This window comes from Janthinobacterium sp. GW456P, assembly GCF_002127655.1.
Taxonomy (GTDB): Bacteria; Pseudomonadota; Gammaproteobacteria; order Burkholderiales; family Burkholderiaceae_D; genus Janthinobacterium.
Genome location: NZ_NEHB01000013.1, coordinates 191,667 through 218,463 on the forward strand (window position 1 = coordinate 191,667; position 26,797 = coordinate 218,463).

Here is a 26,797-nt window from a genome sequence, read left to right on the forward strand (position 1 = left end):
AACAATTATCGTCAATATTCGGAATACAACACATATATTTCCACGCGGAAATGCACCTCCCCCCTCAAGTCATCAACCGATCAACCTTCTCAGCCCGCTGGCGCGCTGCGTGCGGCGCAAAATCGCGTCGAACAGCACGGCCTGCGTGGGCGAGACAAGGGTAAAGAAGTCGCGCGCGCGCGTGATGCCCGTGTAGACCAGCTCGCGCGCCAGCATGGCGCCGCCTTCCTGCGGCAGCACCAGCACCGTGTGGCGAAATTCCGAGCCCTGCGACTTGTGTACCGTCATCGCGAACGCCGTTTCCACGTGGCGCAAACGCGTGGCCAGCACGCTGCGCACGTTCTCGCCTTCCAGGAAGTATACGCGCAGGGAGCCGGGCCGCGCCGGGTCGCGCAGGGTCAGGCCGATGTCGCCATTGAACACGCCCGTGCCGTAGTCGTTGCGCGTGACCATCACGGGACGGCCCACATACCATTCGCTGCGGCGTATCAGCCCGTCCTTTTCCAGCCGCAGCTCGATGGCCGTGTTCAAGCCCGCCACGCCCCATTCTCCCTCGCGCACGGCGCACAGGATGCGGAACGCTTCAAAAGCGTGCAGCACGGCGCGCACCCAGTCGTCATGCCGCGCGTACGCCGCTTCGCCGGCATGCACCAGCGCCAGGTAAGGCTGGTAGCCGCCCGGCGCGTCGAGGCGCCCGCGCAAGGCCAGGCGCAGCACGTCTTCCTGCTGCGCCGGCACGCTCCACGCCAGTTGGCCGCCGCTGTCTCCGGCGAAGCACGCCTTGGCCAGATCGGGCCTGCCGGCATTCACGGCCAAGGCCAGTTCGCCGATCGGGCCGCTGAAGCGGTGGCTGTGGCGCAGCATCACCGTCTGCTGCGCCAGCGCGCCGGCGGTGCCGGCAAACTGCGCGGGAATGGCCACGCCGCTGGCCGCCTGCGCATACGCGATGGTGTCCCCCGTGTAGCCGCCCGCCTGCGCGTCATGGCACAAGTCGCCCAGCACGGCGCCCGCTTCCACGGACGCCAGCTGGTCCTTGTCGCCCAGCAGAATCAGTATGGCCGTGGGCGGCAAGGCGTCGAGCACGGACGCCATCATCTCCAGGTGCACCATCGACGCTTCATCGACGATCAACACGTCGACGTCGAGCGGATTGCCCGCATGGTGGGCAAAGGCGCGCGTATCGGGCCGCGCGCCCAGCAGGCTATGCAGGGTGCGCGCCGCGCCCATGCGCCGCGCCAGTTCCAGCAGGGGCAAGGCTTCCCCGACCTTTTCCGCCAGGCCGCTCAAGGCCTTGTCGATCGACTGTTTTAATCGCGCGGCCGCCTTGCCCGTCGGCGCGGCCAGCGCGATGCGCAGCTGCTCCGGCTGCGGCGAGACGGCGAACAGCAAGGTCAGCAAACTGGCCACCGTGTACGTCTTGCCCGTGCCCGGGCCGCCCGTGATGATGGCCACCTTGCCGCGCAAGGCGACGGCGCACGCCACCTTTTGCCAGTCCGGGCCACCGTCCTGCGTGGGCTGGTCGAACAGGATGTCGAGCCATTGCCGCACCTGCGCCAGCGGCGGATTAGTCAAATCCTGCGCGCGCGCGGCGATCTTTTCACCGACCAGAGTTTCGTCGCGCCAGTAGCGGCGCAGGTACAGGCGGTCGCCATCGAGCACCAGCGGCTGGCGCACGTCGGCTGTCCCCACCTGCCACACCTGCGGCGCGCCGGCCAGCAGCGCGCGCCAGCCGGCGACGCGGTCCGGCAGCGGGCCGGAAACGGCCAGCACGGCATGCCACAATTCCTCGCTCCAGCCCAGCAGCTGCGACGGTTCGCCCGCCAGGTCAGCCAGCATCAAACAGCTGTGGCCCCGCCCTTCCAGCTCGGACAGCACCACGCACGCCACTGCCACGGCGGGCGCATGCGGCGCCTCCTCGTCCAGGCTGGCGATGAAGCGGGCAAAGGCGGCGCTCAGGCGGCGCAGATGGCCATCCCCGGCGACGCCGTCGACGTGGCTGAACAAGGCATTCATTTGCTCACTATGCTGCATGATGTTCCGCTTCTTCTGACAATAATTGATCGAGGCCGTCCAGCAGCGCCGCTTGCGGCGCCAGCCAGTAGCAGCCATGCGTGTCCGCATTCGCGATACCGCGCAGGAACAGGAAGATGGCGCCGCCCAGGTGTTCGGCCGGGTCGTAGGCGTCGCCCAGCCGGCTTTTCAACAGCCGGTGCAGGGCCAGCATATAGATGGCGCCCTGGATATCGTAGCGGTGCTGCGCCATGCCGGCCGCCAGCGCGGCCGTGTGGTAGGCGGCATCGTTGGCACCCAGCGCATTCGACTTGTAGTCGAGCACCCAGTAGCGCCCATCCTGTTCGATGACCAGGTCGGCAAAGCCTTTCAGCATGCCATGCAGCTGGCGCCGCGGCAGCGCGGGACGCGGCGCGCCATCGAGCAGCAAGCGCGTGCACAGTTTATCCAGCGCTTCGGTGGACAAATGCTCGCTGGGGAACCAGAACTCCATCTCGGACAGGGTGCTGTCCAGCTGCGACAGCGATGCATCGAGCCGCGGCAGCGGCGTGACGGCGATTTCCCTGAGCCAGGCGATGGCGTCCTCCTGGCGGTGGCCCCAGCCCGCCCTTTCGCAGCGCGCGGCCAGGCGCGTGTCGAAATTGTCGTCGTGGACGCTGTCAAAGCCTTCGCCGCCCATCCACTCGAGCTGCTCGTGCAGAAAATTGCCAGGCACGGAACCGCGCGGGAAGCGGTGCCACGGCGCGTCGCCCATGGGCGTCGGCGCGGCCACGGCCACAGCCGTGCCATCTTCCAGCAAGGTCTCTTCCAGCGCCCGCTGCGGCACGTGCGCGGCCGCCACGGCGCCGATCTGGCGCGTCAGCGACGTAAAACTGCCCACCGACCAGTCGCGCTCGAACTCGCCCGCGAACACGGGCGCGGGACGCAGCTCGGGGCGGCGCTCGATGCGGTCGAGCACCGTGCAGGCGTCGGGCTGCGCCAGGGAACGCACATCAATGGCGTCGCAGCTGCCCGCCACCTGCTGCCAGCGCTGCAGCAGCTGCTCCGCCGGCAGCTTGTCGCCGCCCGTCAGCAGGTAGCCGAGCGCCGATTCGTGCAAGGTGTTCTCGCCCGCCTTGCGCGCCGCCTGGGCGGCCACGCCCAGCCACAGGAAGTGGCGCGCGCGCGTCAGGGCGACGTACAGCAGGCGCAAGTCTTCCTCGATGCGCGCCTCTTCGACCGCCGCCATCGCCTCGTCGGACAAGGACAGGTCGAGGCGGCGCTCGCCTTTTTCATCCGCATAGTCGAAGAAGCTGCGGTTGCGTTTATCGACCTTGCGCGCCGTGACGGCGAACGGCAGATACACGAGCGGATATTCGAGGCCCTTGGACTTGTGCACGGTGATGACCTTGACCAGTTCCGCATCGCTTTCCAGGCGCAGCACGCGCTCGTCGCCGCCCTCGCCTTCGCCGGCGATCTGCTCGGCCAGCCAGCGTATCAGCGCCTGCTCGCCATCGAGCTGGCGGCTGGCCGATTGCAGCAGTTCGGCCAGGTGCAACAGATTCGTCAGGCGCCGCTCGCCGCCCGTCTGCTGCAGCAGCATGGCGGGCAATTGCAGCTCGTGGATGAAGCGGCGCAGCATGGCCAGCACGCCCTGGCGCTGCCAGATCAGGTGCAGGGCCTTCAATTGCTCGACCCGGCGTTCCCATTCCAGCTCATCGCTCGACAGGCGCGCCAGCTCGCCCAGCGACAGGCCGATGGTGCGCGTGGCAAACGCGGCGCGCGCCAGTCCCCCGTCGAGCGGGTTGGCCAGCGCCGCCAGCCAGCGCAGCACGTCTTGCGCCTCCTCGCTGTCGATGACGGAATCCTTGTCGGACAGGTAGACGCTGGCGACCCGGCGGCGCGCCAGCGCGCGGCGGATGGCCGCCGCCTCCTTGCGGTCGCGCACGAGCACCGCGATATCGGCCGGCCGCAGGCGCACAAATCCGTCGGAACCGTCGAAACCCGCTTGCGCATCGCCCAGCATGGCGACGATGTGCTCGGCGCAGTGCTGGGCAAAGTATTCGCGGTAGCTGTCGCCGCGCAGCCCTTCGTCGCTGGCGCAGGCGGCCAGCAGGGCCGGCAGCGGGCCGCCGGCGTTCACCAGGTACTCGTCGCGCCCCTTGGCGTCGACGGCCTCGAACGGCAGCGGGTTTTCGCCGTTTTTGCGGTAGCGGAAGGCCCCAAGCGGCACCTCGGCGCGCTCGGCATGCAGGAAGAGCTGGTTGACGGCCGCCACCAGCGGCGCCGTCGAACGGTAGTTGGTGCCCAGCTGGTAGTGACGCCCCGTGGTGGCGCGCCGCGCCGCCAGATAGCTCTGGATGTCGGCGCCGCGAAAGCCGTAGATCGACTGTTTCGGGTCGCCGATCAGGAACAGGCCCAGCGCCGGATCGTTGTCGGCAATGCGGTACAGAGAATTGAATATCTGGTACTGGCTTGGGGCCGTATCCTGGAATTCATCGACCATCGCCAGCGGGTACTGGTCGATGATGCGCTGGCGCAGGGCCGGGCCATTCTCGCCGGCCAGCGCGTCGTGCAGGCGCTGCAGCATGTCGGCAAAGCCGAACTGGCGCGACTGGCGTTTTAATTGATCCATGCGCCGCGCGATGGCCGCCGCCGCATGCAGGTGCAGCTTGTGCGCCAGCGGCGTGATGGCCGCCAGGGCGCGGCCCAGCGCCTCGGTATGTTCGAAGCACTCGGGCACCTGCGCCGTGAAACTCTTGGCGAACGCATCCTCGATGCCGAACGTCGTCAATCGTTCCCACGCCTTGGCCGTGATGGCGGGGAGCAGCAGGAGCGGGTCCTGCGCCCAGCGGCGCAAGCCGTCGAACCACTTCGCCAGGTTCTCCGGCTTCATCTTGACGCCGTTAAAACACTTGGGATTGGCGGCGCGGTGGTCGTTGATCCAGGCGGCCATCAGGTCCACGCGCTCGACCCAGCCCGCCTTCAGGGTGGCCAGCTGCGCGGCCAGCGCCCGCTGTTCGCGTGCGATCAGGGTGGACAACGGTTCCTCGTCCGCCATGCCCATGATGTCGGTGCGGCGCGCCAGCTCGCGCGCGCCCTTCTTCAGCGCGCCGACGTCAGGCCAGCATGCCAGCAGCACGTCGAGCGCCTGCGGCGGCAAGGGATAGACTTGCTGGCGCCAGTAATCGTGGGCCGCATCCTCGAACAGCGCCTGCTCGTCGCTGACCAGTTCTTCGTCGAACAGGCTGCCGCTGTCGAACGCGTGCTCGCGCAGCATGCGCTGGCACCAGGCATCGATGGTGAAGATGGCCGCTTCATCCATCGTCTCGGCGGCCAGCATCAGCCGGTGCGCAGCCTTTTGCCGCTCGCTCTCGTCAGGGTAGGATTCGAGCAAGGCGTCGAGAAACGGGTCGCCGCCGCCGGATTCAATGCCAAATTCGTGACGAAAATACGCGGCCGCCTCGATCAGGCGCTCGCGCACGCGGTTCGACAATTCGCGCGTGGCGGCGCGCGTAAACGTCATCACCAAAATGTCGGCCGGCAGCAGGGGACGCGTGAATCGGCTGTCATCGTCGCCGTGTCCCAGCACGAGCCGCACATACAGCGCGGCGATGGTCCAGGTCTTGCCCGTGCCGGCGGACGCCTCGATCAGGCGCGAGCCGTGCAGCGGAAACGCCAGGGGGTTGAGCAGATGGCTCGTCATGGTTCTTCTCCCGCGCCGTCATCGGGCGCGCTGATCGGGTCGATCGTGATGTGTTGTTGCAGCCAGTCGGCCAGCGGGCCATACAGCTCGCGCGTGCAGTCTTCCCAGGCCTCTTCGTCGGCCAGGGCGGAAAACTCGGGCCACAGGCGCGCCAGGCACAGTTCATCGCGCTCGCCCGAGATATCAAAGCCGCCGTCATACACGGCGCGCGGGTCGCCCTGCTGCACCAGCGCCAGCCCCGTCTTGCAGGCTGTGGGCAGCGGATGGTTCATGCCTTCGCGCCACAGCGCCAGCAGGGTGGCCAGCGCGTCGCGCGAACTGGCCGGATCGAGCGGCGCCATGCTGACGATGGCGTCGTGCGCCACCAGATAGCCGGTGACGGGAAAGCCGAGGGCGGCGGCGGCCAGCTGGCGCAGCCACATCAGCATCAGCTTGTCGCCGCGCGCCTGGCCGGCCTTGTCCGTCACCTTCGAGGAAATCTGCATCAGCCAGGCCGTCTCTTGCCCGTTGCTGCACAGTCTGTCGAGCCAGTCGTCGATCTGCACCTCGCCGAACGGCAAGTTGATGGCGCGCTTGTCGGCCGCCAGCGGGAACGAGGCGCGCAAGGACAGCCACGCGCTGCGCACAGGCACCAGCGCCTCGACCAGCTGCGCCTGCACCTGCCGGCCAATCAGGCCGATGGGCAGCACGCCCTCGCGCGCCAGTTTTTCTGCGCGCGCTTCCAGGCTGGCGCGCACGTCGTCGATCTCTTCCACGGCGCCGCCGTCGTCCAGCATGGTGTCTTCCAGCAGGTAGCGCTCGAGCGCATTCAGACCGAACGGTTCTTCATCCTCGCCCAGCATGGCCGCATCGGCGAAATACACGCTCAAGCGGCGGCGGAAGAAGTACTTGACGGGCTGGCGCAGGAAGCTGGCCAGCTCGCCCAGCTTCAGGCGCGTGCCGGGATCGAGCTCGTACGGCCCCAGCGCCAGCGCGTCGTCCGCCTGCGGCGCGTCGGCGTGGGCCACGCGCCATTCGCGCGCGTAGGTCAGCAAGCCATCGGCTTCGAAATAGCGGCGGCTGAACGGCTGCAGCGCGTGCTCGGTGGTGAGCGACGCCAGGTGCCGGTCCAGCGACCAGCCGGCGGCCAGGTAGTCGCGCAGCTGCGACACCAGCACGGACGGCGGCTGCTCGGAATTGTCGCGCACATTGCGCCCCACCCAGCTCACGTACAGCTTGTCGCGCGCGGCCAGCAAGGCTTCGAGCATCAGGTAGCGGTCGTCGTCGCGGCGCGAACGGTCGCCCGGGCGCGCCATGCCGGGCAGCGCCAGCAGGTCGAAATCGGCCTTCTGCGCGCGGCGCGGGAAATCGCCGTCGTTCATGCCCAGCAGGCAGACGACGCGGAACGGCACGGCGCGCATCGGCATCAGGGTGCAGAAGGTGACGCCGCCGGAGACGAATTGGTGGTTCAGGGTCGGTTCGTCCAGCGCGCCCAGCCACGCCACGCGCAGCACGGACAGCGGCACCGGCTCGACAAAGCCCGCATGCCCGCAGGTTTCCAGCCAGCCCTGCAAGGCGCCCTCGAGCTGCGCCAGGGTCAGGCGGTCGCCCTCGTCGTCGGCGTCGAAAAAAGCGGCCAGCAGCGCGCGCGCCTGCGCGCCCCACTCGGCCGGCGTGCGCGCGCCGGCCAGCACGGTGCGCCAGTGCAGCAGCGCCTCGACCAGCTGCGCCAAAGACCCTGCCAGCGCCGCATCGAGACCGCCCACTTCCGCATACGGCTCGATGCCGCCGAAGCTGGCGCCACTGCCGCTGGCATAGCCGAGCAGCATGCGCCGCACGCCGAAGATCCACGCATTCTGTTCCCCGGCCGCGCCCAGCCCCAGGCCGGCGCGGTGTTCCTGGTCCAGGCCCCAGCGCACGCCCGCCCCTTCGATCCAGGCGCCCAGGGTGGCCAGGTCGTCCGGCTGCAGGCCAAAGCGGGTGGCCAGCGCCGGCACGTCGAGCAGGTCGCGCACTTCGCTCTGGCGGCAGCGCTGCTGCGGCAGCTGCAGCAGCCACTCGAGCGCGACGAGCAGCGGGTTGACGCTGCGGTCCTTCACGTCGCCGATCTCGAACGGAATGAAACGCTCGTCGTTGCGCCGGTACTGGTCGAAGACGGCGTGGATGGCGGCCGTAAACGTGTCGATGTCGGGCACCATCACCACCACATCGCGCGGACGCAAGAGCGTCTCGGCGCTGTGCGCGAACATGGCCAGCAACTGGTCGTGCAGCACTTCCACTTCGCGCTGTACGCTGTGCGCCACGTGAAATTCGATCGAGCGGTCGCCTGCCTCGGGCGGCGTTTGCGCATGCTCGGCCAGCGGGCGCAGTTCGCGGATGGCCACCTGCACCTGCTGCAGCAGGGTTTCGCCCGTTTCCTCGCCGAACAGGTCGATGCGCAGGCTGTCGTCGCGTCCTTCGGCTTGCGCGTGTTCGTCGAATTCGTCGAGCATGCGGATGAAATCGCGCCCTTGCCTGCCCCAGCTGGCCAGCAGCGGATGGCTGTGCGCATGCAATTCCTCCAGCGGAATTTGCGCCAGGTCGGTGCCGTTGCGCTGCCGCTGGCGCTTGTTTTCCGCGCGCAGCAGGTCGCGCCCGTCGATGATGTCGCCCCAGTAGAACTGGCAGGGATTGGGCACGGCCAGCACCACCTGCGTGTGGCGCGCCAGCGCGGCCAGCGCCTGCAAGGTCTGGTAGGGCAAGGCCGACACGCCGAACAGCACCACCCTGCGCGGCAGCTTGCCGGCGGGCGCGTCGCCGGCGGCGATCGCCGCCAGGAAGGCGTCATGGATGTCGGCGCGGCCCGTGTCGCGCTCCAAGGCCTCGACGTCCTGGCCCACGGCGCGCCACAACTGCGCCTGCCAGCGCTGGTCTTCCTTCAAGACGATGGCTTCCCCGCGCGCCGTGCGCAACTGGTTGCGCCCGGCCGCCCAGTCGGCCAGCCAGTCGGCGCGGTAGACCTGATACTGGTCGAACAAGTCGGCCAGGCGCTCGGCCAGCTGCAGCCGGCGTTCGCAATCGCCATCGGCCAGGAAGTAGCGCAGCGGCGCAAACACCGGATCGGCCAGCAGCGACGGCAACAGCCGCATCAAACGCCAGGTCAGCGGGGATTTATCGAACGGCGACACGCGCGGGACGCGCTCGCGGCCCAGCATGCCCCGGTAGCTTTCCCACAGCAGGCGCGCCGGCAGCGCAATGCGCGTGGCGGCGCACACTTTCATCTCCTCGGCGAGGGCGATCTTCAGCCATTCGGCCACGCCGTTCGACTGCACCAGGAAGATGTCCGTTTCCAGCGGCGCCAGCGGATGCTGGCGCAGCCACTGGAAGACGGCGGCGCGCAGCTGTTCCAGCTGGTTGCCATGCAGGATGAGGAGGCCGGGCGTGACGGGTGTATGCATGCTGATCCGATGGGTTGCCGCGTCTCCGACCGGGTGACCGGAGACGTCAAACGCATATTATCGCCGCTGCCTGCCTCAAGGGGCGTCGCTGGCGGCAAATTCCATGGAAATTTGTTCCGCCACCTGCGCCAGCGCCGGCCCGAGCGCCGTCAGCAAGGCGCGCGCCTGCTGCATGTCGCCGCCCAGGCGCAAGCCTTCGATCGATAGGCACAGGGCGGCGAAAGCATGCGCGCCCACGGCCAGCGCCGACGATTTGCTGCGGTGGCCCAGGTCGGCCAGGCGGCCCAGGTCTTCCAGCGCCAGGGCCTGCTCCATTTCGGCGATGCCGTCGCGCGCCGTGTCGAGAAACAGCTGGGTGTATTTGCGCATCTTCACGGCGTCATTGCTGAACGTGAGCGCCAGGGTGGCCAGATCGAGGATGGCCGTGTCGCGCGATTCCAGCGCGGCGTCCGATGGCGGCGCTGGCGGCGGTGTCGGTGCCGCCGACAGCCTGTCGCGGCCGATGCCGCCAATGCCGCCACGCAGGCGAAACCATTTCGCCAGCAGGTGAAACAGCAGATTCGGGGCGATCGGCTTGGTCACGAATTCATCCATGCCCGCCTCCAGGCAGCGGGCACGGTCTTCGCTGCCCGCATTGGCCGTCATGGCGATCACCAGCAGGCCGGCAAGTTTCGAGTCGGCGCGGATGCGGCGCGTCGCCTCGAAGCCGTCCATCTCCGGCATCTGCACGTCCATCAGCACGCAGTCGTAGCGCTGGCGGGCCAGCAATTCCAGCGCCTCGCGGCCATTGCTGGCGACGCAGACGGTGGCGCCGGCGTCTTCCAGCAGCTCGCAGCCCACCTGCTGGCTGAAGATGTTGTCTTCCACCAGCAGGATGGAGGCGCCGCGTATCACGCCCAGTACTTCCGGCTCCACTTCGGCGATGCGTTCGTCGGCCCCCTGCGCGCTTTTTTCCAGGCGCGCCGTGAACCAGAAGGTGCTGCCCAGGCCCGGCTGGCTGTACACGCCCACCTTGCCGCCCATGAGTTCCACCAGCTGCTTGCTGATCACCAGCCCCAGGCCGCTGCCGCCATACTTGCGCGTGGTCGACGGGTCGGCCTGGTGGAAGGAGCGGAACAGCTGCGCCACCTCTTCCTGGTTCATGCCGATGCCCCGGTCCTGCACCTCGAAGCGCAGCATGGCATGGCTGGCGCGCTCCTCGGACTGGCGCACGCGCAAGAAGACACTGCCATTGTCGGAGAACTTGATGGCATTGCTGGTCAGGTTCAGCAAGACCTGCTCCAGGCGCAGCGGGTCGCCGCGCCAGCGCTGCGGCAGCTCGGACGCGATATCGAACTGCAGCGCCAGGCCCTTGACGGCGGCCGCGTCGCCCAGCTGGCTGGCGATGTTCGCCAGCAGGGTATCGAGACGGAAGTCCAGCACTTCCAGCTCCAGCTTGCCCGCCTCGATCTTGGAAAAATCGAGGATGTCGTTGATCAGGCCCAGCAAGTGCTGACCCGAATGGAAGATTTTCTGCAGATAGTCGCGCTGGCGCGCGTCGGCCACCGATTTCAGCGCCAGGTGCGCCATGCCGATGATGCTGTTCATCGGCGTGCGGATTTCATGGCTCATGTTCGACAGGAAGTCGCTCTTGGCCTGGCTGGCCGCGTCGGCCTGCTCTTTCAGGCGGTGCAGTTCCGTCACGTCGGTGGACAGGCCGATCAGGCCCGTGACGGGACCGGGCAAGCCCAGCGGCACCTTCACGCTCCACAGGTGATGCACCTGGCCCTGCGCATCGATGAAGCGCTCCTCGCCGACGAACTTGGCGCCGCTGTCGAAGACCTGGCGCTCCGTCAGCTGCGCGGCGGCGGCCGCATCGCCGAGCATCAACTCGCCATCCTGGCGGCCGATCAGCTGCTCCGCGGGACGGCCGAGAATGGTTGCCGTGCGCGCATTCACGTAGCGGTAGCGCAGGTCGGCATCCTTCATGTAGACGTAGGCGTCGACGCTGTCGAGCACCGTATCGAGCAGGGTGCGCTGCGCCACCGCGTTGCGGCGCGACCGGTACAGGGTAAAGATATAGCCGTAAATGAGCAGGGTGCCGGCCACGCCGACGCCCAGCGCCAGCCATGGAAAATAGCGGTCGAAGGGGCTGTACAGCTCCGCCTTGCGCACGCGGAAATGGGCTTTCCACAGGCCGCCCTGGTAAGCGACGGGCAGCACCTGGTCGAAATAGTCGGCATCGCTGCCTGGCTGCGGCGGCGCCGCCGCCAGGTCGCCGTCATCGTTGAACAGCAGTCGGTCCTGCGGCGCGATGCGCAGCACGCCCTGGGCCGGCAACGGGTCGGCGGTGCTGTACAGGGTCAGGTGCAGCGGTTCCAGGGCGCTGCGTTCGAGCGCGCTGTGCACCAGCTGCGCCACGCCAAAGCCGATGCCGACGGAACCCTGATAGGCGGCGCGGCGCTCGGCCACGCTGCCCTGCGGCATGCCATTGCGGTACACGGGCAGGCGCATGCCCAGGCCCACATGCGCGGGCGGCCCCTTGATCATGATCACCTGCCCCGAGGCGCTCACCTGGCCGCTGTCGCGCGCCTGCGCCAGCGACTGCGCCACCAGCGGGTTGGCGCCGATATCGACGCCCATGCGTTCGGCCAGCAGGGAATCGGGCTCCAGGTAGGTGAGCACCGTGTATTCAAGCCGCTCGCCCGCAGGCCGGATGGTGAAAGCGGGATAGCCGCGCGGCGCCAGGCTGGTGTCACGGCGCACGGCCTCAATGAAGGCGGCGCGCTGTGCTGACGGGACTGCCGCCGCGTAGTTGACCGATTCGATGGCAGGGAACTGGCGCGCGATATCGAGGCCGGCCACGTAATCGTGGAACTGGCGGCGCGTCAGGTGCTCGCTGGTGCGGAACAGGGCCTCAAGGCCGCGCAGCAGGTCGGAATAGCTTTTTACGCGCGTGATCAGGCTATGCTGGGCGCCATGAGTGAGATTGTCGAAACGCTGTTCGGCGTCGTCAGTGACCGTGCGCGCCGCGCCCGCATACAGGGCACCGCCCACCGCCAGGGCCAGCAGCAGGCCACCCGCCCATATCCTGAAGCCCGATACCGCCCCGCCCTTGCTCAAAGTGTGCATTGTCGATCGCTTATTCCGGTTTCCTCGAATGTGCGGCGCTCTGGCCGCCCAGCAAGTACGAGGATACTATCAAAGCTCATGCCCGACGCGCTTGTGGAAGAAAAAAAGCGTGCCATCGCTACCCTCGATGGTTGCCCTGGAAAACACCGGGTGCCTGGGCCGGCTGCAGCGCCTCGGCCAGGAAGTCGCAAAAGGCGCGCACCTTTTCCTGCACGTGGCGTCCATCGGGCGTCAAGGCATACACGCCACGCCTGGCCATGCCGTGCGACGGCAGTACGCGCACCAGGGCGCCGCTGGCCAGCAGCGGCGCGGCGACGAACGACGGCAGCGCCCCCACGCCGATGCCCGCCACCAGCATATCGGCCAGCAGCAGGCTGCTGTCGGCGGAAAAGCGCACGGGCAGCACGATGCTGCTCGCCCCTTCCGGGCCGGCCAGCTGCCAGACGCCGGGACTGTCGGCCAGGCGGTAGGCGAGGCAATCGTGGCCGTGCAAGTCCAGTGCCCGCACCGGCGTGCCGCGCCGCGCCAGGTAGGCCGGCGATGCGCAAATCATCTGCTCGACGTCGCCCAGGCGCCGCGCCACCAGCGACGAATCGGCCAGCACGGCGCGGATGCGCAGCGACACGTCATAGCCCTCGCCCACCACGTCGCGCAGGCGGTCGTCCAAGGTCAGCTCCAGCTTCACTTCCGGGTAGCGGGCCATGAAGGCGGGCAGCAGGGGCGACAGCACTTTCAGGCCGAAGGACAACGGCGCATTCACGCGCAACCGCCCCGCCACCTTGCCGGCGCAGCCGCGCGTGGCCAGTTCCAGCGCATCGACCTCGTCGAGCAGGCGGCAGCATTCAAGATAGTAGGCACGCCCGCCGTCCGACAAGCTCATGCGCCGCGTCGTGCGCACCAGCAGCACGGTGCCGAGCCGCTCTTCCAGCTGGCGCACCTGCTTGCTGACGGCCGCCGCCGACTGGTTCAGTTCCAGCGCCGCCTTGCTGAAACTGTCGCGCTCGACCACCGCGCGAAATACGCGCATGTGCGCCAGGACATCCATCATTCTTTCCTTCTGGTTGAATATCTTATTATTTTATCGCTGATTATCATTGAAATGGAAAACAATATGATGGCAACTTCTTTCTTTACCTGCCATGAGGAGTGCTCCATGTTCAAACCAACCACCACCCTGACCGCCCTGTTGCTGGCCCTGCTGGGAGGGCCAGTGCAGGCCGCCCTGCCCGACGTGGGCATCAGCCCCTGGGGTCCGAAAGACGAGATCGGCCGCCTGAACCTGATGACGCCGGCCTCGCGCGCCGCCATCCTCGCGCGCATCGACGGCGGCAAGAGCTACGACCTGGCCGTCGATTTCTATGTCGGCATGCCCAGCTGGCAGGCGGCCGGCGACCCGCCCTACCAGATGTGGATGACGCATACGCCGAAGGGCAACGTGGTGGCCGATTCCATGCACGTGGGCGAGGCCATGAACCGCCACGTCAGTTACACGGGCTCGGCCGTCTCCATGTATGCGCACATGGGCACGCATATCGACGCGCTCAACCACTTCGGCCTGAACGGCAAGATCTGGAACGGTTTTACGGAAGAGCAGTACCTGGGCGACCGGGGCTGGACCGTGACGGGCGCGGAAAAACTGCCGCCCATCGTCGCGCGCGGCGTGCTGATCGATGTGGCGGTGGCCAAGGGCTTATCGCAGCTGCCCGACAATTACCGGGTCACGCGGCAAGACTTGCGCGCGGCGCTGGCGCAGCAGAAGATCACGCTGGAAAAAGGCGACGTGGTGCTGATACGCACGGGTCGCATGCAGCACTATGAGCAGGCGCCAGCCTACATGGCCAATCCCCCTGGCCTGTCGCTCGATGCGGCGAAATTCCTCGTGGAAGACGGCGGCGCCATGGTAGTGGGTGCGGACAACCTCAGTTTCGAGGCGTTTCCGTCCGAAGTGGCGCACAATTACCTGCCCGTGCACACCTATCTGCTGGCGCAGCAGGGCGCGCCCATCCTGGAACTGGTCGACCTGGAAGCGCTGTCGCGCGACAAGGTGTACCAGTTCGCCTTCATCGGCGCCTCGCTGAAATTCCGTGGCGGCGACGCGGCGCCCATCCGTCCCGTGGCCCTGCCGATCCGCTAGACGCGGGCAGGCTCAGACGGTGGCGGCCAGCCAGGCACCATGGTCATCCCAGGCATCGGCGCAACGCACCACCTCGCCCACGACGATGATGCTGGGGCTGCCCAGGCCGCTTGCCAGCAAGTCGGCGGGCAGCTCCTGCAAAGTACTCAGCAACTGGCGCTGGCCCGGCAGGCTGGCCGATTGCACCACGGCCACGGGCGTGCCGGGCGCCATGCCGCCGGCCAGCAAGCCGGCCTGGATGGCCGCCACCCTGGCCACGCCCATGTAGATGACGAGGGTGAGCTTGCTTTGCGCCAAGGCCGCCCAGTTCGGCTCCGAGGCGCTATCCTTGCCGTGGCCCGTGACGAAGATGGCGCCCTGGCTCCAGGCGCGGTGCGTCAGCGGCACGCCGATGCCGGACGGCGCGGCCAGGCCGCTGCTGATGCCGGGTATCACCTCGACGGCCACGCCGTGGCTGCGCAAATACGCGCGCTCTTCGCCGCCGCGTCCGAACAGATACGGGTCGCCCCCTTTCAGGCGCACCACGTGCAAGCCGGCGCGCGCCTCGGCCAGCATCAGGCGCTCGATGAACGCTTGCGGCGTGGAGGCGCAGCCACCCCGCTTGCCCACCTCGACCACGCGCACGCCCTGTGCCGCATGGGCAAGGACGGCCGGATTGACGAGGTCGTCGATCAGCACTACGTCGGCGCTGGCGATGGCCTTCACGGCTTTTACTGTCAACAGGTCCGGATCGCCGGGACCGGCACCGACCAAAGTCACGCTTCCACATTGCGCCATGATGCAGTCTCCAGTCAGAAAAAATGGCCGATGGCAAACGCCGCCGCGTACGCTTCCGGCGCGCTGCCGTCCCAGACGACCCCGTCGCACAGGGTCGAGCTGCGCATGGGGGATTTTGGTACGGGCGTGGCCGTCAGCTCCGCCGCCTGTCGGTACAGGTCGATGCGGTTGACTTGCCTTGCCACCGCCAGGTAATCGGGTTCGTCGCGCAGCAAGCCCCAGCGACGGTGCTGGGTCATGAACCACATGCCGTCGGACAGATACGGGAAATTGACGGCGCCATCACCATAAAATTGCAAGCCATGCGCCTCGTCCCAGGTCTTGCCCAGGCCATCCTGATAATGGCCGAGGATGCGCGGCGCCAGCGTTTCCTGCGGCGTGTTCAGGTAAGCGGGCTCGGCCAAGGTGGCCGCCATGGCCAGCCGGTTGGCGTCACTGGCGTCGATCCAGCGTCCCGCCTCGAGCACGGCGGCGATCAGGGCGCGGCAGCTGTTCGGATGCTGCTGCGCAAACGCGGCGCTGGTGCCCAGCACCTTGCCCGGATGGCCGGGCCAGATCTGTCCGCTGGTGATGGCCGTCACGCCCACGCCCTCGACGATGGCCTTGTAGCCCCACGGCTCGCCGGCGCAAAAACCATCCATCTGGCCCGCGCGCAAGGCGGCCACCATCTGCGACGGCGGCACCGTCATCACGCGCGCGTCGCGCAGCGGATCGATGCCCTGCGCGGCCAGCCAGTATTGCAGCAGCATCGCATGGTTGCCTGTCGGGAAAGTATGCGCAAACGCAAACGGCCGCGCCGTGGCGCGCATATGCCGCGCCAGGGTGGGACCATCGTGGGCGCCCTCGCGCGCCAGCGCCGCCGACAAGGTGACAGCCTGGCCGCTGTGATTGAGATTCATCAACACGGCCATGTCGCGCTGCTGCCCGCCGATGCCCATCTGCACGCCATACACGAGGCCGTACAACACATGGGCCGCGTCGAGTTCGCCGTTATGCAATTTGTCGCGCACGCCGGCCCACGACATCTCCCGGCTCAGTTCGATCTTGATGCCGTATTTCTCATCGAGACCCAGCTTCGACGCCATCACCAGCGAGGCGCAATCGGTCAGCGGCAGGTAGCCGATGCGTATCGTCTGTTTTTCCGGCTGCAGGGTGCGCATCACCTGGGCACTGTCCGCCATTTTCTCTGTCATACCATTCCTTGCCGATAAGTACTATTTTGCCATGCCACCGTGGGCAAGGATCTCACCTTCACGCAGCAAGGAGCGTGCCTGTACCTGCCCGGTTCATGGCGGCTGGAAACGCACCGCAATGGTGCACTGCACCAGCATGTGTCAGAAAATGGACGATTCATCCCAGCAAGTCCTCCACGTCGAGGATACGCTGGGCGATTTCCGCCAGCTTAAGTTTCTTGTTCATGGCCATGCTGCGCAAGCGCTGGTAGGCCTGCTCTTCCGTCAAGCCGTGATGCGTCATCAACAAGCCCTTGGCCCGTTCGATCACCTTGCGCTCAAGCAGCTTGTGCCGGGTGTCGTGCAATTCGGCGCGCAATTTTTCTTCCTGGCGAAAGCGTGCGAGGGCCACGTTCAGCACGGGCAAGATGCGCTCGGCATGCAAGCCGGCCACGATGTAGGCGGAGACGCCGGCCGCCATGGCCGCGTCGATGCTGGCCGTGGCGCCGTCTTCGGTAAATAATACGATGGGGCGGCGCTCGTCGCGCGTGGCGATGACGATGTGCTCGAGCACGTCGCGCGCATCCGATTCGGCGTCGATGATGATGAGGTCAGGCTGCAGCTGCGCGATGCGCTCGGGAAGGTAGAGGTCGGCTGGCAGGGAGGCGACGATATCATAGCCCGATTCCAGCAAGCCGATGCGCAAGGCATTGCCACGCTGCACTTGGGCAGCCAAGGCCGCATCCGCGTGCACACCGTGCTCGACGATGGTATTGACGACGACGATGCGCAAAGGCTGGGTACGGCTGGACGTCATGGGAGCGATCTGCAATGGCTAAACACAGCCATTGCAGCAAGCAAGAAGCGAACCAGCTTTTTTTATGGAAAGCAGTTACTTAAGGGTCGGCATGGCAAACTCGGCCCCGGCCGCCGTCGAAGCGGGCCAGCGCTGGGTGACGGCCTTTTGTTTCGTATAAAAGCGCACCGCTTCCGGGCCGTGCGCATGGTGGTCGCCGAACAGGCTGCGCTTCCAGCCGCCGAAACTGTGGAAGGCCATCGGCACGGGAATCGGCACGTTGACGCCCACCATGCCGACCTGCACCCGGTGCGTGTATTCGCGCGCCGTATTGCCGTCGCGCGTGTAGATGGCCGTGCCGTTGCCGTATTCATGCGCGTTGACCAGGTCCAGCGCCGTGGCGAAATCGGGCACGCGCACGATACACAAGACGGGACCGAAAATTTCTTCCTTGTAGATGGTCATCTCGGGCGTGACATGGTCGAACAGGCTGCCGCCGAGGAAAAAGCCGCGCTCGTGACCTGGCAGCACGAAGCCGCGCCCGTCGCAGATGAGCTTGGCGCCTTCCTGCACGCCCGTGGCGATATAGCCGGCGATCTTGTCCTTGTGCACCTGCGTCACCACGGGGCCCATTTCGGCGGACAAATCCATGCCCTGCGTGATCTTTAACGCCGCGATGCGCGGCACCAAGGCGTCCACCAATTGATCCGCCACATTGCCGACCGCCACGACGACGGAAATGGCCATGCAGCGCTCGCCGGCCGAACCAAACGCGGCGCCCATCAGGGCGTCGACCGTCTGGGGAATGTCCGCGTCGGGCATGACGACCATGTGGTTTTTCGCGCCACCCAAAGCTTGCACGCGCTTGCCCTGGGCGCAGCCCGTCGCATAAATATACTCGGCGATCGGCGTGGAGCCGACGAAGCTGACGGCGCGCACGTCCGGGTGGTGCAGCAAGCCGTCGACCGCTTCCTTGTCGCCCTGCACCACGTTGAAGACGCCGTCCGGCAAGCCCGCGTCCGTCAGCAATTGGGCCAGCAGCAGGCTGGCCGACGGGTCGCGCTCCGACGGTTTCAGCACGAAGGTATTGCCGCAGGCAATCGCCATCGGAAACATCCACATCGGCACCATCACGGGAAAGTTGAACGGCGTGATGCCGACGCACACCCCGAGCGCCTGGCGGATCGACCAGGCATCGATGCCGCCGGCCACCTGTTCCGAATACTCGCCCTTCATCATCTGCGGGATGCCGCAGGCAAACTCCACCACTTCGATGCCGCGCGTCACTTCCCCTTTCGCATCCGTAAACACTTTGCCGTGTTCACGCGTGATCAGCTCGGCCAGCCTGTCGGCGTTTTGCTCCAGCAACTCCTTGAATTTGAACATGACGCGGGNATGCCGCAGGCAAACTCCACCACTTCGATGCCGCGCGTCACTTCCCCTTTCGCATCCGTAAACACTTTGCCGTGTTCACGCGTGATCAGCTCGGCCAGCCTGTCGGCGTTTTGCTCCAGCAACTCCTTGAATTTGAACATGACGCGGGCGCGGCGCAGCGGCGAGGTTTGCGACCAGGCGGGAAAAGCCGCATGGGCGGCGGCCACGGCCGCGTTCAGCTCGCTTGGCGTGGCCAGCGCCACCTTGGCCGTCACGGCGCCCGTGGCGGGATTGAACACCTCGCTCGTGCGCTCCGAGCGCGAGGCCATGGGGTTGCCACCAATAAAGTGGCCGATCATCGGGGTCGTCATTGTCTTGTCCTTGGTTATTTCGTCATCAGCCAGTCATGGGCCGGATCGTTTTTAAAATGCCAGACCCGTTTGGGACCGGCCATCACGTTCAGGTAATAGCCGTCGTAGCCATACGGCACGGTAACGGGGTGATAGCCCCTGGGCACCATCACCACGTCGTGGTTTTCCACGGCCATGGCTTCGTCGATGGAGCGGTCATCCGTATAGACGCGCTGGTAGGCAAAGCCCTGTTCGGGATGAAGGCGGTGGTAATACGTTTCTTCCAGCGAGCTTTCCAGCGGCACATTGTCGCTGTCGTGCTTGTGCGGCGGATAGCTGGAGGAATGGCCGGACGGCGTCACAACCTCGACCACCAGCAAGCCGTCCGCCTCTTCCGTCTGCGGCAGGATGTCGCACACATAGCGGGTATTCGCGCCCTGGCCGCGCACGGAACGCGTCATGCTGGCCGGCTCGATGAGGCGCGCCGGGCGCTTGGTCGTGGCCGGCGCGCTGCACAGGGCCACTTCAGCCTTGCTCTCCGCAGTGATGCTGACCGCTGTTTCCAATGGCACATACACGGCATAGGGCGAGACGTCCTCGAAGACGCTTTGACGCTTGCCGATCGCGCGCCATTCGTGTTCGCCGGCCCGGACAGTAACCGTGCCCGTCAGCACGACGAGGCACAGTTCGCGGCGGCCCGTCTCCAGGCTGATGTGTTCGCCGGCCTGCAACCTGTGCGCGGCAAAGCCCACGTGCGTCCAGCCGGCCGATGCCGGCGTGACTTCGACGATGGTGGAACCGGACTTTGCCTTGACCAGCAGCGGGCTCATGCCGCCTCCCGACCCAGGCGGGGAATCGCGTCGACCAGTCGCGCCAGGTAATCGTGGCCCATCTTCGCATATTGATAGCTGGGGGCCACGGCCGGATCTTGCTCCGCTTCCACCACCAGCCAGCCTGCGTAGCCGTGCAGATACAGCCGCGTCAAAATCGCGGGGAAGTCGATGCAGCCGTCGCCGGGTACGCTAAAGGCGCCATTGATGACGGCCTGCAAGAAACTCCAGTGGCCATTGCGGGCCAGTTTCACCACGTTGGGCCGCACGTCCTTGCAATGCACGTGGCAAATCCGATCGATATGCTTGTTCAGCACCGCCAAGGCGTCGCCGCCGGCAAAGGTGATGTGGCCCGTGTCGAACAGCAAGCCGACCTCGGCTCCCGTCAAGGCCATCAATTGGTCCACGTCGGCCGGCGTTTCCACGTAGGCGCCCATGTGGTGGTGGTAGGCCAGGCGCACGCCGTGCGCCAGCAAGTGGGCGGCAAACGCCGTCAATTTATCCGCGTAGTCCTGCCATTGCTGCTGCGTCTGGAAACGCGGGCGTTTATACAAGGGGCGCGCTTCGCCCTGGATGGCGTCGGCCACTTCGCCGTAGACCATGACGGTGGCGCCGCTGTCGGCAAGTAAACGTAAATGCGGGCCAACAGAAGCGATCTCTTCTTCCACCGAGCGCTGCGCCAGGCGGCCCGAATACCAGCCGGAGACGCAGGCGAGATGGTATTTGCCCAGCACGGCGTTCAGGGCCGGGGCATCTTTCGGAAACTTGTTGCCCAGTTCAAAGCCCACATAGCCGATCTCGGCGCCCTCTTTCAACGCCGTTTCCAGCGGGGTCTCGCCGCCCAGGCTGGGCAAATCGTCGTTCATCCACGAGATCGGGTTGATGCCGATGCGTACATTCCAGGTAGTCATTTCAATTCCTTTGTTTCAGGCGATCATTTTCATAACGGGCACGCGCAGCTTGCACGCCGGGCTGAGTCGACACTTCGGGCACGGCCACTTCCCACCAGCAACCGCCCTCTTGCGTCGTGCGCGTGTCGTCCGTGTCGAACGGGCACGCGCAGCTTGCACGCCGGGCTGAGTCGACACTTCGGGCACGGCCACTTCCCACCAGCAACCGCCCTCTTGCGTCGTGCGCGTGTCGTCCGTGTCGATGCAGATCAAATAGGTGCGCGCAGCGGCGCGGGCGCGCAGCATCGCCTGTTCCAGCTCGGCGATACTGGCAACGTGTTCGGACAGCGCGCCCAGCGACCGCGCATGCAGGGCGAAGTCGATGCGCGGTGCGCTGTCGGGCAACATATTGTTGAACGAGGCATTGCCGCACGCCTGCTGCAGGCGGTTGATGCAGCCATAGCCGCGGTTGTCGAGCACGACAATAATCAGTTTTTTGTCGAGCATGACGGAGGTGGCGATTTCCGAATTCATCATCAGATAGCTGCCGTCGCCCACCATGACGATGACCTCGGCATCCGGCTTGGCCATCTTGACGCCCAGGCCGCCGGCGATTTCATAACCCATGCACGAGTAGCCGTATTCCATATGGTAGCCGCCCGGTGTCGATGTTCTCCACAGCTTGTGCAGCTCGGCCGGCAAGGTACCGGCCGCGCAGACGACAATGTCGCGGGNCGCCATCTTGACGCCCAGGCCGCCGGCGATTTCATAACCCATGCACGAGTAGCCGTATTCCATATGGTAGCCGCCCGGTGTCGATGTTCTCCACAGCTTGTGCAGCTCGGCCGGCAAGGTACCGGCCGCGCAGACGACAATGTCGCGGGTGGTGGAATCCTTGGAGGAACGCTGCACGGCGCCGATGACTTCGCCGTCGTATGGCAAGCCGGCCACTTCCCGTTTGCCGGTAATGGCCAGCACGGTGGCGCGCCACGCATGCGCCTCCTGCTGCGCCCGCTCCAGCCACTGGCCCGCGCTGTGCCAGCCACCCAGCAGCCGCGACAAGCCCTGCAAACCAAGCGTCGCGTCCGCCTGGACACCCAGGCCGCGCCGTTTCAGCGCATCGAAACTGTTGACGTTCAGGCTGACCAGTTGCGCCTGCGCAAACAGGGAGTTGGAACCGGTCGTGAAATCCTGCAGGCGCGTGCCGACGGCCAGCACCACGTCCGCGTCCGCCGCCAGCGCGTTCGCGGCGGGCGAACCGGTGACGCCGATGGCGCCCAGCTGCAAGGGGTGGTCCCACGGCAAGGAACTTTTGCCGGCCTGGGTTTCCGCCACGGGAATGCCGTGCCGTTCGGCAAACGCCTGCAGGGCGGCGCCGGCCTGGCCGTACAGCACGCCGCCACCGGCGACGATCAAGGGCTGTTTCGCATTTTTCAACAGCAACGCCGCCTCTTCCAATTCCTGCTCGACGGGCGGCACGGCGCGCACACGCACGGTCCTCGGTTCGAAGAAATCGGCCGGATAATCGTAGGCCATCGTTTGCACGTCTTGCGGCAGGGACAAGGTCACGGGACCGCAGGCGGCCGGGTCCGTCAAGGCGGCAATCGCGCGCGGCAAGGCTGTCAGCAACTGCTCCGGATACACGATGCGGTCGAAGTAACGCGACAAAGGTTTAAAAGCATCGTTGACGGAGACGCTGCCATCCGTGCCATCTTCCAGCTGCTGCAAGACGGGGTCCGGTGCGCGCGAGACAAACACGTCACCGGGCAGCAAGAGCACGGGCAGGCGGTTGACGTGGGCCAAGGCAGCCGCCGTTAGCAAATTGGTGGCACCGGGACCGATGGAAGTGGTCACCGCCATCATGCGCCGGCGCATGTGGGCTTTCGCGTAGGCGATGGCCGAGTGCGCCATCGCCTGCTCGTTGTGGGCGCGGTAGGTGGGAAATTGGTCACGGTACTGGTACAGCGCCTCGCCCATGCCGGCGACGTTACCGTGGCCAAAGATGGCGAAGGCGCCGCCGAACACAGGTTCGCCCTCTTCCGTGCGCAATACCGACAAGTAGCGCACCAGCGCCTGCGCCATGGTTAAACGAATCGTGGCGCTCATGCCGCACGCTCCAGGCGGTTGCGCGTACGCTGCCACAGCGAAATAAGCTGCTCGAAATTGGCGCGCACGGCGGCGATCAGGCCAGTATCGTCGAGTTCGCCGGCCAGCCAGCGGCGGCTCGGTTCCTGGAAGATGGGGCGNCCGCCGAACACAGGTTCGCCCTCTTCCGTGCGCAATACCGACAAGTAGCGCACCAGCGCCTGCGCCATGGTTAAACGAATCGTGGCGCTCATGCCGCACGCTCCAGGCGGTTGCGCGTACGCTGCCACAGCGAAATAAGCTGCTCGAAGTTGGCGCGCACGGCGGCGATCAGGCCCGCATCGTCGAGTTCGCCGGCCAGCCAGCGGCGGCTCGGTTCCTGGAAGATGGTGCGCCCCACCATGAAGCCGCGGCAGGTGCTGCTGGCACTGGCCTGTTCAAAACTGTCGGCCAGGGCGGCGATCGGTGCGTTCAAGCCAAGTAATACGACGCCACGGCAATACGGATCGCGCTCGTGCACGAGGGCATCGATGGCTTGCCATTGCTGGGCTGACATGCTTTCCAGCTTCCACCATTCCGGGTAGATGCCCAGGTTGTACAAGCGCTTGACGGCGCGCAAGACCGTGTCTTCACTGTGCGGCAAGGCTTCCGACGGTATGACTTCGAGCAACAGTTCGTGACCGCTCACTTGCGCCGCGTCGTACAGGGCCTTGATTTGCGCTTCCTGCTCCAGGCGGTTTTCCACGGCATCGTCCGGGTGTAGTTGCACCAGGCATTTGATCACGTGTTCCTTCGGCCAGCTGAGCAGGTGCGAACCGATGGAGCGGCCCCAGTCGAATTGCAGCGGATTCGAGCCCGGCAATTCCACAGGGCGGCCTATCCACCAGCCCCGCCCCGTCGCATCGTTGAGCGCATCGACGCCATAACGGCCATCGATCAGCACACCCGTCTTGCCAGCCAGTTGCAAGGCCGTTTCCGTCTGCGCCACGGCTTGCACCATCAATTGCTTCAAGGCCGCAATGGCCGCTTCGGGCGCGCCCGTCTGTTGCGCCAGTTCAAAGAATTGCGTGCGGTGATCGAAGGCAAACACGCACAGCTCGTTCCACTGCTTGCGCGCTACCGTCGTGCGGTGCAAGCGCGACAAGGTGGCGTCCTGGTCCGGCTGCCGCAGCTTTGCCGCATGGGCCAGGAAATAGTCGAGCTCGACGGGCGACGGCATGGCCGGCGCGCAGCCGTGGCGCGACACGACGAGGGCGCCGCAGCCGTTCGCGTAGCGGCAGCAGGCCTCGTAATCCTCGCCGCGCAGCCAGCCTTTCAGGAATCCCGACAGGAAAGCGTCGCCCGCGCCCAGCACGTTCAGCACTTCCACGCGCACGCCACGGTAGTTATACGCGTCATCCAGACTGGCCGGCACCACGTTGTCGATAACGGCGCTGCCCAGCGGGCCGCGCTTGACGACAAGGGTGGCCAGGGTGGCGGCCCGCACGGCGCGCAGGGACGCCATGATGTCGGCGCCGCCGCCGGCGATCATGAATTCCTCTTCCGTGCCGACGATCAAATCAAAATGAGGCAGGATGGCCTGCAAGTGACGCGTCACGCCTTCGTTCGAGACGAAACGCGTTTCGCCATCCGCTTTGCCGGACAAGCCCCACAGCACGGGCCGGTAATCGATGTCGAGCACGGTGCGTACATTATTGGCGCGCGCCAGTTTCAATGCCTGCGTGCTGACGCCATGCATGGCGCTCGTCGAAAAATGCGTGCCGGTGATCAACAGCGCCTTGCTGGATGCGATAAAGGCGGCGTCGACGCTGGACGCTTCGATGGCCATATCGGCGCAATTTTCCCTGTAGAAAATCAGCGGGAACGTGTTCTTGTCCTTGATGCCCAGCATGACGAGGGCGGTGAGCCGCTCGCGGTCGATGCCGACGTGACTGACGTCGCAGCCTTCTTTGGCCAAGGTATCCGTCAAGAAACGGCCCATGTGGTCGTCGCCCACTTTCGACAGCATGGCCGACTTCAAGCCCAGCCTGGCCGTGCCGAAGGCGATGTTGGCCGACGAGCCGCCCAGGTATTTGGCGAAACTGGTGGCGTCTTCCAGGGAGCTGCCGATCTGCTGCGCGTACAGGTCCACCGCCAGGCGGCCCAGACAGATCACGTCCAGCGCGCGGCCCTGGGCAAATTGTGTGGAATTATTCATGGCTATCCTTAAATCGTGACACCGTCGAGTTCACTCATCAGCGTTTGCATTTCCGCACCGCCCGCCATCATGTCCAGCAAGGCATCCTTGCTCACCGTATCCTTGGTGAAGGTGCCCAGCGACTTGCCCCGGTTCAGCAACGTGAACGAGTCGCCGACCGGATATGCATGGTGCACATTATGCGTAATAAAGATCACGGAAATGCCGCGCTCGCGCGCCTTGTAGATCAGTTTCAGTACATTGAACGATTGTTTCACGCCCAGGGCGGCCGTCGGTTCATCAAGGATCAGCACGCGGGCGCCGAAGTGGATGGCGCGGGCAATGGCCAGGCACTGCTTTTCGCCGCCCGACATGGTGCCGATGGCCTGGTGCGGGTCGCGCACCATGATGCCCATCTCGGCCAGCTTGTCGCGCGCCGTGTCGGCCGCATAGTCGATATCCATCACGGGCACCAGACCCAGCAGCTTTTTCATCGGCTCGCGGCCCATGAAGAAATTGCGCGCCACGGACAGCAGCGGCACCAGCGCCAGATCCTGGTAAACGGTGGCCACGCCCATGTCCAGCGCTTCGCTGGGCGAATTGAAGACGACGGGCTTGCCATCGACCAGGTATTGGCCATCGGTGGGCTTGTGCACGCCGGCCAGGGTCTTGATCAGGGTGGACTTGCCGGCGCCGTTGTCGCCCAGCAAACAATGAACCTCCCCCTCGCGCAAGCGCATGGTGATGTTTTGCAAGGCCAGCACGGAGCCGAAGCGCTTGCTGACATTTTCCAGGGCAAGAATATGCTCGCTCATGATTTATCTCGCTTCCGTGACGCGTGAGCGTACAAAGTTATTGAACAGCACCGCGATCAGCAGCATCACGCCGAGGAATACGCGGAACCAGTCCGAATTGATGTTGGTATAAGTGATGCCGATCTGCACCACGCCGAAGATCAGCGCGCCAAAGCAGGCGCCGACGACGGAACCGTAGCCGCCCGTTAACAGGGCGCCGCCGATGACGGCCGCGATGATGGCTTCGAATTCCTTTTGCATGCCCCGGTCGGCGGCGGCCGAACCCACGTCGCATACTTGCAAGGTGGCAAACAGGCAGGCGCAGAAGGCCGTGAAGACAAACAGGGAAATCTTTACCTTGCGCACCGGCACACCCACATTCTTGGCCGCATTGGCGTCGCCGCCGACGGCAAACATCCAGTTGCCGAAACGGGTACGCGACAATACGAATGCGGCGCCGGCGGCCAGCACCAGCCACCAGGCGATGACTTTCGGCACGCCTTTCACCAGCGGCGAGCCGTCGTCGAGCACGGCGATCCAGCCATGCGCGCCCATCCACTGGAACAGGCCGGTGGCGACGTTGCCGTGGAACAGCAGACTGGCCAGCCAGTCCTGCGCCGCCAGGTCGCCCACGCCGCTGACGATGGTGCGGTTGGCGAACATGATCGACAGGGCCAGGGTCAAGCCGCGCAGGATGAACAGGAATGCCAGGGTCACGATGAACGATGGCAAGCGTGTCTTGATAACGATATAGCCGTTGAGCCAGCCCAGCGCCATGGAACCGGCAAAGGCGAACACGATGGCGGCCCACAATGGCCAGTGGAAATAAATCGTCGGGATGGCGATCATCATGCCGGCAAAGCCGATCATGGAACCGATCGACAGGTCGAATTCACCGGCGATCATCAACAGGCAGGCGCCGATGGCGATGATGCCCAGGTAAGACGCCACTTGCATCCAGTTGACGACGCCATCGAGGTTGAACATGCCGGAATCGCCGGCCGTGATGACAAAGAAGGCAAACACGAGCACCGCGCCGGAAATCGAGGCAAACTCGGGGCGGCCGAAAAACCGTTTGACCCAGCTGGTCGTGCCCACGCGCTCGTCGGCGGCGGCAACTGGCTTGCTGGAGGCGCCGGGAGGCGGAGGAGGATTCATGCCGGGGCTAGCCAGGCTGGATTTGAGCGCAGTCATACG

The 26,797-nt window shown here is 65.8% G+C and carries 17 protein-coding genes and 1 pseudogene; 1 reads left to right on the forward strand and 17 read right to left on the reverse strand.

Going from position 1 to position 26,797, the window contains the following annotated elements; translation table 11 throughout:
* Positions 1–72 precede the first annotated feature (72 nt).
* From recD to CBW66_RS14370, 5 genes are all read right to left on the reverse strand, one after another.
* Complete coding sequence (recD, locus tag CBW66_RS14350) at positions 73–2,031, reverse strand: exodeoxyribonuclease V subunit alpha (RefSeq protein WP_086140619.1); 1,959 nt, start codon at positions 2,029–2,031, stop codon at positions 73–75.
* The gene (gene recB, locus CBW66_RS14355) at positions 2,021–5,695 is read right to left on the reverse strand and encodes an exodeoxyribonuclease V subunit beta (RefSeq protein WP_086140620.1); all 3,675 of its coding nucleotides are present in this window, start codon (positions 5,693–5,695) and stop codon (positions 2,021–2,023) included. Before recB ends, recD begins: the two co-directional genes overlap by 11 nt.
* Positions 5,692–9,111, reverse strand: coding sequence for an exodeoxyribonuclease V subunit gamma (gene recC / locus CBW66_RS14360; protein WP_086140621.1), 3,420 nt, complete (start codon positions 9,109–9,111; stop codon positions 5,692–5,694). The genes recB and recC overlap by 4 nt, the downstream gene beginning before the upstream one ends.
* Before the next feature lie 75 nt (positions 9,112–9,186).
* Positions 9,187–12,222: a CHASE domain-containing protein gene (locus tag CBW66_RS14365; RefSeq protein WP_086140622.1), complete on the reverse strand. Its 3,036-nt coding sequence runs from the start codon at positions 12,220–12,222 to the stop codon at positions 9,187–9,189.
* A 118-nt stretch (positions 12,223–12,340) separates the two neighbouring features.
* Complete coding sequence (locus CBW66_RS14370) at positions 12,341–13,267, reverse strand: LysR family transcriptional regulator (protein WP_086140623.1); 927 nt, start codon at positions 13,265–13,267, stop codon at positions 12,341–12,343.
* A 108-nt stretch (positions 13,268–13,375) separates the two neighbouring features.
* Here CBW66_RS14370 and CBW66_RS14375 point away from each other — a divergent pair, with 108 nt between their 5' ends.
* Positions 13,376–14,356, forward strand: coding sequence for a cyclase family protein (locus tag CBW66_RS14375; RefSeq protein WP_086140624.1), 981 nt, complete (start codon positions 13,376–13,378; stop codon positions 14,354–14,356).
* A 12-nt stretch (positions 14,357–14,368) separates the two neighbouring features.
* Here the strand turns inward: CBW66_RS14375 and cobA are convergent, their stop codons facing one another.
* The 12 genes and pseudogenes from cobA to CBW66_RS14435 all read right to left on the reverse strand — a co-directional run bounded on the left by cobA (position 14,369) and on the right by CBW66_RS14435 (position 26,758).
* Positions 14,369–15,133, reverse strand: coding sequence for a uroporphyrinogen-III C-methyltransferase (gene cobA, locus CBW66_RS14380; RefSeq protein WP_086140625.1), 765 nt, complete (start codon positions 15,131–15,133; stop codon positions 14,369–14,371).
* 14 nt (positions 15,134–15,147) lie between these two features.
* Positions 15,148–16,326, reverse strand: coding sequence for a CmpA/NrtA family ABC transporter substrate-binding protein (locus CBW66_RS14385; RefSeq protein WP_086140626.1), 1,179 nt, complete (start codon positions 16,324–16,326; stop codon positions 15,148–15,150).
* A 157-nt stretch (positions 16,327–16,483) separates the two neighbouring features.
* Positions 16,484–17,122, reverse strand: a complete 639-nt coding sequence (locus tag CBW66_RS14390; RefSeq protein ID WP_086140627.1) for an ANTAR domain-containing response regulator — start codon at positions 17,120–17,122, stop codon at positions 16,484–16,486.
* A gap of 75 nt (positions 17,123–17,197) precedes the next feature.
* Positions 17,198–18,493 (reverse strand): annotated as a pseudogene (locus CBW66_RS14395) (CoA-acylating methylmalonate-semialdehyde dehydrogenase); the annotation flags it as partial.
* Positions 18,433–18,846, reverse strand: coding sequence for an aldehyde dehydrogenase family protein (locus CBW66_RS14400; RefSeq protein ID WP_086142999.1), 414 nt, complete (start codon positions 18,844–18,846; stop codon positions 18,433–18,435). The gene CBW66_RS14400 and the pseudogene CBW66_RS14395, both read right to left, overlap by 61 nt.
* A 14-nt stretch (positions 18,847–18,860) precedes the next feature.
* Entirely contained in the window at positions 18,861–19,655 is a 795-nt protein-coding gene (gene iolB / locus CBW66_RS14405; protein ID WP_086140629.1) for a 5-deoxy-glucuronate isomerase, read from the reverse strand.
* Positions 19,652–20,566, reverse strand: coding sequence for a myo-inosose-2 dehydratase (iolE, locus tag CBW66_RS14410; RefSeq protein ID WP_086140630.1), 915 nt, complete (start codon positions 20,564–20,566; stop codon positions 19,652–19,654). The genes iolB and iolE overlap by 4 nt, the downstream gene beginning before the upstream one ends.
* A 15-nt stretch (positions 20,567–20,581) precedes the next feature.
* Positions 20,582–22,651, reverse strand: coding sequence for a 3D-(3,5/4)-trihydroxycyclohexane-1,2-dione acylhydrolase (decyclizing) (locus CBW66_RS14415; protein WP_086153640.1), 2,070 nt, complete (start codon positions 22,649–22,651; stop codon positions 20,582–20,584).
* Positions 22,648–22,884, reverse strand: coding sequence for a 2-deoxy-5-keto-D-gluconate 6-phosphate aldolase domain-containing protein (locus tag CBW66_RS14420; RefSeq protein ID WP_086153641.1), 237 nt, complete (start codon positions 22,882–22,884; stop codon positions 22,648–22,650). The genes CBW66_RS14415 and CBW66_RS14420 overlap by 4 nt, the downstream gene beginning before the upstream one ends.
* Complete coding sequence (iolC, locus tag CBW66_RS14425) at positions 22,881–24,827, reverse strand: 5-dehydro-2-deoxygluconokinase (RefSeq protein WP_086140631.1); 1,947 nt, start codon at positions 24,825–24,827, stop codon at positions 22,881–22,883. Before iolC ends, CBW66_RS14420 begins: the two co-directional genes overlap by 4 nt.
* Before the next feature lie 8 nt (positions 24,828–24,835).
* Positions 24,836–25,621, reverse strand: a complete 786-nt coding sequence (locus CBW66_RS14430) for an ATP-binding cassette domain-containing protein (protein WP_086140632.1) — start codon at positions 25,619–25,621, stop codon at positions 24,836–24,838.
* Between the two features lie 3 nt (positions 25,622–25,624).
* Entirely contained in the window at positions 25,625–26,758 is a 1,134-nt protein-coding gene (locus CBW66_RS14435) for an ABC transporter permease (protein ID WP_170933038.1), read from the reverse strand.
* Positions 26,759–26,797: the final 39 nt, after the last annotated feature.